Genomic DNA, 3,448 nt, shown 5'->3' on the forward strand with positions numbered 1-3,448 from the left:
CGTCACGCTGCCGACGGCCGCCTCGCTCGGTGCGGTGGTCGTGCTGGGCGAGAACGACCTCGGCCTTGCCGACGCGGTGTGCTGCACCGAGCTGGGTGCGGCCGCGGAGCTGACGCCCGGCACGCTCGTGGTGCCGGTGCTGCCGGAGCCTGCGGGCCTGGACGTCGCGGCCGCCACGCACGCGGCCGTCTGCCGTGCGCTGGGGCTGTTGCAGACGTGGTTGGCCGAGGAGGCGTTCGCGGAGTCGCGGCTGGTGGTGGTGACGCGTGGTGCGGTGGCTGCCGGTGATGGTGAGGGCGTCAGCGATCTGGCTTCGGCTGCTGTGGCTGGGCTGGTGCGTTCGGCGCAGTCGGAGAACCCGGGCCGGATCGTGTTGGTCGACGTGGACGAGGACGCGGCGTCGCTGGCGGTGCTGGCTGCCGCCGTGGACTCGGGTGAGCCGCAGCTTGCGCTGCGTGCGGGTGTGGCGTTGGTGCCGCGTCTGGCGCGGGTGTCGGTGGGCAGTGGTGAGGGGTTGGAGCTGGATCCCGAGGGCACGGTGTTGCTCACGGGGGCGACGGGTGCGCTGGGCGGTCTGTTCGCGCGGCACTTGGTGACGGAGTACGGTGCGCGTCGGCTGCTGCTGGTGTCGCGTCGCGGTCGTGCGGCCGAGGGCGTGGACGAGCTGGTCGCGGACCTGTCGTCGCTGGGTGCGGAGGTCGATGTCGCGGCGTGTGATGTCTCCGACCGTGGCGCGTTGGCCGAGCTGTTGGGCTCGTTGGAGTGGCCGCTGACTGCGGTGGTGCACACGGCCGGTGTGCTGGACGACGGCATCATTTCCTCGCTCACGGCTGAGCGGGTCGATGCCGTGTTGCGGCCGAAGGTGGACGCGGCCTGGCATCTGCACGAGCTGACGAAGGGCCGGAACCTCGCGGCTTTCGTGTTGTTCTCCTCGGCGGCCGGGGTGTTCGGTGCGGCGGGTCAGGGCAACTACGCGGCGGCGAACGGTTTCCTGGACGCGCTCGCCCAGCGCCGTCGGGCGGCCGGTCTGCCGGCCACCTCGCTGGCCTGGGGCCTGTGGGCCGAGGACAGTGGCATGGCGGCCGCCCTGGTCCGCTCGGACGTCGAGCGGATGGCGCGCGGCGGCGTCACGGCACTGACCGCCGAGGACGGCCTGCTGCTCTTCGACGCTGCGGTGCGGTCGCCCGAACCGCTGCTGGTTCCGATCCAGCTGGACCTGGCGAGCCTGCGGGCCCAGGGCAACGCGGGTCTGCTCCCGCCGCTGCTGCGCGGCCTGGTCCGCGGGCCGGTGCGGCGCGCGGCCAGGAGCGCCGGTGCGACCGGCGACGTGGCCGGCTCGGCGCTGGCGCAGCGGCTGGCGGCGCTGTCCGAGGCCGAGCGCGAGGCCGCGCTGCTGGAGGTGGTCTGCACGGAGGTCGCGGCGGTCCTGGGCTACCCGAACCACGCCTCGGTGGACGCCACCCGGGCCTTCAAGGAGCTCGGCTTCGACTCGCTGACCGCCGTCGAGCTGCGCAACCGCCTCAACGGAGCCACTGGCCTGCGACTGCCCGCGACGCTGGTCTTCGACTACCCGACCCCGACCGCCCTTGCCGAGCTGCTGGGAACCGAACTGCTGGGCTCACTCCCCGGCGCAGAACGGGCGTCCACCGCGGCTGTTGCGATCTCTCAGGACGACGAGCCGATCGCGATCGTCGGCATGGCCTGCCGGTTCCCGGGCGGGGTGACATCGCCCGAGGGGCTGTGGGACCTGGTCGCCACCGGTCGTGACGCGGTGTCGTTCTTCCCGGAGGACCGTGGCTGGGACGTCGAGAACCTCTACCACCCGGACCCGGACCACCCCGGCACCTCGTACACCCGTGAGGGCGGCTTCCTGCACCGCGCGGGGGCGTTCGACGCGGCGTTCTTCGGCATCAGCCCGCGCGAGGCGATGTCGATCGACCCGCAGCAGCGGCTGCTGCTGGAGACCTCCTGGGAGGCCTTCGAGCGGGCCGGTATCGACCCGGCCACGCTGCGGGGCAGCCGGACCGGCGTCTTCGTCGGCGTGATGTACAACGAGTACGGCATGCTGCTCGCACAGTCGGTCGAGGGCCTGGAGGGCCAGGTCGGCACCGGCACCACCGGCAGCGTGGCCTCCGGCCGCGTCTCCTACACGCTGGGCCTGGAAGGCCCGGCGATGACCATCGACACCGCCTGCTCGTCCTCGCTGGTCGCCCTGCACCTGGCCTGTCAGTCGCTGCGCCAGGGCGAGTCGACGCTGGCGCTGGCCGGCGGCGTGACCGTCATGCTGACGCCCGGGACCTTCGTGGAGTTCAGCCGCCAGCGCGGTCTGGCGACCGACGGCCGCTGCAAGGCCTTCTCGGACGGAGCGGACGGCACCGGCTGGGGCGAGGGCGTCGGCATGCTGCTCGTCGAGCGGCTCTCCGACGCGCGACGCAACGGGCACCCGGTGCTGGCGATCGTGCGCGGCAGCGCCGTCAACCAGGACGGCGCCAGCAACGGGCTGACCGCCCCCAACGGACCCGCCCAACAGCGGGTCATCAAGCAGGCGCTGGCCAACGCCGGTCTGACGGCAGGCCAGGTCGACGTGGTCGAGGCGCACGGCACGGGCACGACGCTGGGCGACCCGATCGAGGCGCAGGCGCTGCTCGCCACGTACGGCAAGGACCGGGATTCCGACTCCCCGCTCTGGCTCGGCTCGGTCAAGTCGAACCTCGGCCACACCCAGGCCGCCGCCGGCGCTGCCGGGATCATGAAGATGGTCATGGCCATGCGGCACGGTGTGCTGCCGAAGACCCTGCATGTCACCGAGCCGTCCACGCACGTGGACTGGTCGGCCGGCGCGGTGGAGCTGCTGACCGAGGCGCGCGACTGGCCGCAGACCGGTGAGCCGCGCCGCTCGGCGGTGTCCTCGTTCGGCATCAGCGGCACCAACGCGCACGTCCTGCTGGAGCAGGCGCCGACCGTCGTGGAGACGGCCGGGGAGCGCGGGAGCGCGGCCCGGACACCGACGGCGGTGCCGCTGGTGCTGTCGGGGCGGACGACGGAGGCCCTGCGCGGGCAGGCCGAGCGGCTGCTGCGTCAACTGGAGGCCGAGCCGGACGCGGACCTGACCGACATCGGGTTCTCGCTGGCCACGGCCCGGGCGACGTTCGAGCACCGGGCAGCGGTGATCGACGCCGAGCCGAGCAGGCTGCGTGACGTGCTGGCTGCGCTGGCCCGTGGCGAGTCGCCGGCGCGGGTGGTCACCGGCCGGGCGGGCTCGGCGGGCCGGACGGCGTTCCTGTTCGCGGGGCAGGGGAGTCAGCGGGCCGGGATGGGCCGCGAGCTGTATGAGGCGTTCCCGGTGTTCGCGTCGGCCTTCGATGCGGTGTGCGCTGAGCTGGACGGGCTGCTGGATCGTCCGCTGCGCGAGGTGGTCTTCGCGGGTGAGCGGATCGACGAGACGGCG

1 protein-coding gene is annotated in these 3,448 nt (G+C 73.3%); it reads left to right on the forward strand.

Translation table 11 applies throughout. The features are described from left to right. Nucleotides 1–3,448, forward strand: a 3,448-nt coding sequence (locus TR49_RS39475; protein ID WP_152627722.1) for a type I polyketide synthase, incomplete at both ends; no start/stop codon positions are given.

The sequence above is a fragment of the Streptacidiphilus melanogenes genome, from assembly GCF_000787835.1.
Classification (GTDB): Bacteria; Actinomycetota; Actinomycetes; order Streptomycetales; family Streptomycetaceae; genus Streptacidiphilus; species Streptacidiphilus melanogenes.